This is a genomic window from Dysgonomonas termitidis (assembly GCF_042654545.1).
In the GTDB taxonomy this organism is placed as follows: domain Bacteria; phylum Bacteroidota; class Bacteroidia; order Bacteroidales; family Dysgonomonadaceae; genus Dysgonomonas; species Dysgonomonas termitidis.
The window spans coordinates 79778-86498 of sequence record NZ_JBHSGN010000015.1 but is presented as its reverse complement, the minus strand read 5'-3'; the positions used below and the strand labels follow the sequence as shown (position 1 = coordinate 86498).

Annotated in this window: 3 protein-coding genes; 2 read left to right on the top strand and 1 reads right to left on the bottom strand. The window is 38.1% G+C overall.

The annotated features are described in order from the left end of the window. Positions 1-363: 363 nt before the first annotated feature. Complete coding sequence (locus ACFO6W_RS02815) at positions 364-4488, top strand: hybrid sensor histidine kinase/response regulator transcription factor (protein WP_379993806.1); 4125 nt, start codon at positions 364-366, stop codon at positions 4486-4488. Between the two features lie 382 nt (positions 4489-4870). After that, positions 4871-5044 carry a histone H1 gene (locus tag ACFO6W_RS02810; protein ID WP_006799072.1) on the top strand — a complete coding sequence of 58 codons (174 nt, stop codon included), beginning with the start codon at positions 4871-4873 and terminating at the stop codon, positions 5042-5044. 88 nt (positions 5045-5132) lie between these two features. Here ACFO6W_RS02810 and ACFO6W_RS02805 read toward each other — a convergent pair whose 3' ends face one another. Beyond that, complete coding sequence (locus ACFO6W_RS02805; RefSeq protein ID WP_379993805.1) at positions 5133-6419, bottom strand: UDP-N-acetylmuramoyl-tripeptide--D-alanyl-D-alanine ligase; 1287 nt, start codon at positions 6417-6419, stop codon at positions 5133-5135. Positions 6420-6721: the final 302 nt, after the last annotated feature.

The following is a 6721-nucleotide window of genomic DNA, read 5'->3' as shown; positions in this document are numbered from 1 at the left end:
TGATAATTAATCTTTTAATTAAATAAATCAGCCAATAGTTGCAACTACTGATTCGCATTATTATTAATAGGTTATTTACTTTTGATTTAAAGTATGGAAGTTCTAGGTTTTTTCATAGGCATAATTTAGGATTTAAGGTACGATATTATATTTCTCAATTCGGTCAGATTCTGTATGATACAAACTTATGAATATCTCTTTTCAAAATACAGACCGGGTGTATCATATAGTTTCCAGTGTGTAACATGTGCTTTCCCTGTATAACATATACTTTTCTCTACGTTACATTAGTTCCTGAAAAGTAGATATTCCTTATTATTTTTTTATATTTGCATATATACTGCTTCTAATATCTGGATACCCATGACAACAAAGAACACGAGGATAAAAGCATTTGTTCTGATATGTATTTTTTGCCTTGTAACAAACTCCTATGTATTTTCGCAAATAGGTAGATTCTATTCCCCTGACGAAGATCTGTCAAACAGCCTTATCAATCAGGTATATCAGGATAGGAAAGGATTTGTCTGGATTGCAACGGAAAACGGATTGAATAAATTCGATGGGATGAAATTCAATATCTATAAACATTCCTCTGATGATCCTACCTCGCTGAAAAATAATTATGTGAGGACTATCTTCGAAGATAGTTCGGGCAATTTCTGGGTAGGGTGTATCAATGGACTGATGAAATATGACTGGACGACTAATTCATTCAGGGAAATAAAAATGTACAAAGACGGGAACCTTGTTTCTCCCCATATCACGCGCATGATAGAGGCACATAATGGAGATATATGGGTCGCCACTTCCGGACAGGGGATATTTTTCATCAAAAAAGGTGAACGGGAATTCCATGCGAGTTTACAACTTACCAACCTGCTGGTCAGTAATTATCTTAACTCAATTTTTGAAGATTCGAAAGGGAATCTTTGGATAGGTTCTGAGAATAACGGACTGAATCTCTACAACCCTGTTACCAATCAGATAAAAGCGTTTACTGCCCCTGCTAATATCAGCAGTAACAATATATCATCCATAACAGAAGATAAACAAGGAAATATATACGTAGGAACATTGACCGGAGGGCTTAACAAATATAATGAACAGACAAAGGCATTTGAGGCAATTGGGGCAGACAATAATACCCAGCTGCTGATTAAAGACCTGCTGTTGACCAAAGAAAATATATTATATATAGGCACAGACGGGCAGGGTTTGAAGCTATATAACAGAGACAGAAACATCGTAGAAGATTATAAAATCAGTTCCGCTCCATTCGATTTCTCGAAAGGGAAAGTTCATTCGATTCTTCAGGACAGGGATAATAATCTTTGGCTTGGTATTTTTCAGAAAGGGATAATATTTATTCCGGGCACAGAAAAGAAATTTGATTATTACGGTTTCAAATCGTTAAAGAATAATCCGATTGGCTCCAGTTCGGTGATGTCTATCTATAAAGACAAAGAAGGCATAACCTGGGTAGGTACAGATAATGAAGGTATTTACGGTATCAACAATAGAGGGGAAAGGGTAGCTCATTTCATGCAGACCTCTTTATCTTCATCCATTTCAAATATCATACTGAGTATCTTTGAGGATTCCAATAATAATATGTGGGTGGGCTCATATACTAAAGGACTGGCAAAGCTCAACCGGAAGACGGGAACCTGTGAATATATTCCTGAACTGTTAAATGAAAAGATATACTGCATAACGGAAGACGACAAGAAGAACCTGTTGATAGGTACCTATGGTTCCGGCTTTTTCAGATTGAATCTGGCAAGTGGGAAAATGACTCATTATGAATCGCGGAAGAGCGAGAATGATGATTTTTCTATAGATGAACTGAGTAATGACTGGATCAACGATATTCTGTTCGATAGCGAGGGCTTGATTTGGATCGCACATTATAAGGGCGTAAGCTGCTATAATCCGAAAAAGAACACCTTCCTGAATTATCTCAACCAAAATACAATATTACCGCATACGGTGGCATATACCCTTTTTGAAGATAAGACAGGTAATATATGGATAGGGACATCCGACGGATTGAATATTCTTAATAAGAAAGAGCAATCGGTTAAGAGCTATTCGACCAGAGACGGATTACCCAACAATGTTATATGTGGCATACGGGAAGACTGCGAGCGGAATATCTGGATAAGTACCTATTTTGGTATCAGCAAATTTATTGTCCGTGAAAACCGGTTTATCAATTACTATACCGGCGACGGGTTACAGGGTAATGAGTTTACACGTGGCGCAAAATTTGAGGATGCTGCCGGCAAAATATATTTTGGAGGTATCTATGGTGTAACCAGCTTTTATCCTAAAGACATAACTGAGGCGAAAAAGGAGTTGAAAGTGCTGATTACGGACTTTTTTCTATTCAACCGGGCCGTAAAGATGGGAGACAAATCGGGTAGTAACGAGATTGTTGCTACATCTGTTCTGGATGCGGACCAGTTTACATTAGCTTATGATGACAATACATTCAGTATAGAATTTTCCGCACTGGAGTTTTCAAACCCCGAACGTATTGTTTATCAATATATGATTGAAGAAATCAGCCAAGACTGGCTTAATTCGTATCCCGGCATGGGGAGGGTTACATATACGAACCTGAATCCGGGTGCATATACTTTCAAATTGAGGGCGAAAGACCATGATAATTATTCGGATATAAAAACAATAAGAATAATCATTACACCTCCATGGTATCAGTCTCCATGGGCATATGCCGCCTATGCTGTGCTAAGTGTCTTGTTGGTTTTGTTTATTGCGAATTATATCCATGCGCGTATCCGTCATCGTCAGGAAGAAATGAGACGGCAGCATCTGGAGCAGATAAATGAAGCTAAATTGCAGTTTTTTATTAATATATCGCATGAGATACGTACTCCTATGACCTTAATTATAAATCCATTGGAAAAGTTATTGTCGGAGAATAAAGATCAGAAGTTGCAAAAGAGTTATGTGATGATATACAGGAACGGACTGCGGATTCTTCGACTTATCAATCAGTTGATGGATATCCGTAAACTGGATAAGGGGCAGATGCAATTGCATTTCAGGGAAACTGATATTGTCGGATTTATCGACGATCTGATGATGACGTTTGAGTATTCTGCACAAAGAAAGAATATAAGTTTCAATTTCAGGCATGACATGGATAAGCTGAATGTCTGGATCGATCTTAATAATTTTGATAAAGTCCTGTTGAATATAATTTCAAATGCTTTTAAATATACACCGGATAATGGAAATATAACCATCGATTTATCTACCGGGCATGATGAAAATGTAAGAGGAGCATTGAGAAATTATTTTGAAATCTCAGTAACAGATAATGGTATAGGCATCGATAAGGATAAAATAGAGCAGATTTTTGAACGTTTCTATCAAATAAGTAATGATTTCACAAATTCTAATTTCGGGACGGGCATAGGTCTGCACCTGTCTAAGTCGTTGGTGGAACTGCATCATGGCGCAATTTTTGCCGAAAACAGGCAGGATATGCCGGGGACCCGTTTTGTAATACAGCTGCCTTTGGGTAGCGATCACCTGATAGCCCGGGAACTGGAAGATGGAGAAGAGTATAAAGTAGCGGCAGAAAAGATCCCATCCTCATATATATCAAATGAGCTCCTTAATAAAATAAATGTCGGAGACGGAGAAAGGAAGGTGAAGCCCCGTACAAAATACCGGATACTGATAGTGGAAGATGAAGATGAGATCCGGGAATATATCAAGGACGAACTATCGTCTGAGTACCGGGTTATGGTAAGTGAGAATGGAAAAGAAGCTCTGAATCTCATATTGACCGAAAAGCCCGATCTGATTATCAGTGATGTAATGATGCCGGAAATGGATGGCATAACGCTTTCGCGCAAAGTCAAGCAAAATATAAATATAAACCATATACCGATTGTCCTTCTCACAGCAAAATCAACTCCTGAAAACAAAATAGAAGGTCTCGATATAGGAGCTGATGCTTACGTTTCCAAACCGTTCAACACCGATCTGCTTAAAAGCACCATAGCTAATCTGATTGAGAACAGGGAACGGCTGAAGAGTAAATTCAGCGGACAACAGCAGCCCGAAGATAAAATACAAAAAATAGAACTGAAGTCTTCGGATGAGATACTTATGCAACGCATCATGAAGATTATAAATGAAAATCTTTCCAACCCCGAACTGAATGTGGAGATGTTAGCTATGAATGTCGGGATGAGCCGCGTACATATGCATCGCAAACTGAAAGAATTAACGAACCAGTCTGCCCGCGATTTTATAAAGGGCATCCGGCTGAGACAGGCTGCAATACTGCTCTCCGGAAAGAAACTGACTATTTCGGAAGTAGCCTATGCAATAGGATTTTCTAATCTGTCTCATTTTTCCAACTCGTTCAGGGAATTCTATGGAATGTCGCCAAAGGAATACCTGGCAGCACATCTTGCCCCTCCTCCGTCAAATGAGGAGTAAACTCAGATGAAGTATGGAATAGTCCTGTTTTTGATTTTATTCTTTCAGATTTTTTCGTTTCAAAGCTCCTTTTAGAAGAAAAAATCATTCCTGTGAAATGATTTTAATAAGTTTAAAACAGATTCCATTATAAAATATTATTAACATCGCCAATCAGGCTGAAATCGAAGGTATAAATGATACGGTTTTTACGCAGAAGACGATCATAGATTATATACGTGTTTATAAGCAAGTTGAATAAATAATGAATGTCTTGTCTTCGTATTAACCAAGAAAAATCGCTAAAACTTTACTATTAATGCGCATTTAAATAAACTATCCTGCATTTTTGTTTGTTTAGTTAAAGAAATTATCTTTGTACAAATTTAAAAAAAGAAGTAAAATGAAAAATTTAGTAGAAAAATTACACAAGGATTTTGCAGACTTTGCTAAAGATGCAGCTGCGCAGGTTGAGAGCGGGAATAAAGCAGCTGGTCAAAGAGCGAGAAAAGTATCTCTTGAGATTGAAAAAGCTTTGAAAGAGTTCCGCAAAAAATCTATCGAAGCAACAAAATAATAAAAGCAAAAGCATTTATTTGAGAACAGGATGATCCGATGGGTTATCCTGCCTTTTTTATACTAATCTGCAAAGTATCTTTTCTAATTTATAAAACGTCTATACACCTTTCCAGCTGCACCCCCCGCGAACCTTTCAGGAGAATATAACTGTCTTCGATAGGATTCTCTTTCAGGTAATACTTTAGGCTGTCTAAATCCTTGAAGCGGGGATAATCGGTCGTAATGCGGCTAAAATTATCACCGACGAATATTACCCTGTCAAAATTATGATGTGATACATAGTCGGCCACTTTCTGATGTTCTACATCCGTGTCGGGACCCAGTTCTTTCATGTCTCCCAGAATCAGGACTTTATGATTCACATCCATGTGATTGAAGTTTTCGAGGGCTGCATGCATACTTGTCGGATTCGCGTTATATGCATCTATTATCAGCATATTCTTATCTGTTTCTTTTAGCTGTGAGCGGTTGTTTGTAGGCTGATATTCTTCAATCGCTTTGCATATTAAAGAGGCTTTTACTCCCAGGTATTTACCGATAGTGACTGCCGCCAATGCATTCGGGAGGTTATACTCCCCGATCAGATTGGTATTGACCTTATTGCGCCTGTTTCCGAATTTCCATTCAAATTCGAGATAAGGCCTTATCGATAATACCTTTCCGGATATAAACAGGTCTTCTTCCAAACCGTAAAATATGGATGTGATACCTTCCGACATCTCGCGTAGGAGTGAATTGTCATAGTCGATGAAGATTTTACCATCCCTTGTACTTCTGATATATTCGTATAGCTCTCCTTTGGCTTTGATGACATTCTCGTATGAGCCGAAACCCTCTATATGGGCATGTCCGATATTGGTAATGACCCCGTAATTAGGCATGGCCATTTCGGAAAGCACCTTTATTTCCCCTACATGGCTGGCTCCCATTTCTATAATGGCTATTTCATGTTCCTTCTTTATACGGAGCAGGGTGAGAGGAACCCCGATATGATTGTTCAGGTTGCCCTGGGTGGCCAGGACGTTGTACTCCTGGGAAAGAACAGAGGTAATAAGTTCCTTGGTGGTCGTTTTACCGTTTGTACCTGTTATACCTATAACCGGTGTTTTTAGTTGTTTACGGTGGTAGTTTGCCAGTTTTTGCAATGTGTCGAGGCAGTCTTCTACCAATATAATATTGGGGCGTGTGGCGTATTTTGCTTCATCTACAACGGCATAGCTACATCCCGAATCAATAGCTTTTCCGGCATATTCATTTCCGTTGAAATTGGCACCTTTCAATGCAAAGAAAATAGAATCTTTTGGGCTGTTGCGTGTATCTGTTGAAACCTCCGGGTATTGTTTGTAAATTTTATACAGTTCAGATATCTCCATGGCTCTTTGTTAGATGATATTATTTTTTAATAATCAACGTTTATTTCTCTATTATTGTTTGGTCTTCGTATGGGTCTATAAGATAATTTAAGGCTATGCGAATATAACGTTAATTATTCATATCCCGAGTGCCTCTTAACGTTTTTTACTTTATGGAATAATAAGGTTGTATCCCTGTTTTTAGTACCGGTAATGTTATTTGACTGAGTGAATATTTATTACGTTTCATTTGTTATTTTCGCAAAGAGGAAACAGCAATTTTAATGCCATCTTATCTGATCGGTACCATGCTGTTCTTATCT

Excerpts from the sequence above, each read along its gene's own strand:
- ACFO6W_RS02815 (WP_379993806.1), top strand. The coding sequence starts at position 364 with ATGACAACAAAGAACACGAGGATAAAAGCATTTGTTCTGATATGTATT.
- ACFO6W_RS02810 (WP_006799072.1), top strand. The coding sequence starts at position 4,871 with ATGAAAAATTTAGTAGAAAAATTACACAAGGATTTTGCAGACTTTGCT.
- ACFO6W_RS02805 (WP_379993805.1), bottom strand. The coding sequence starts at position 6,419 with ATGGAGATATCTGAACTGTATAAAATTTACAAACAATACCCGGAGGTT.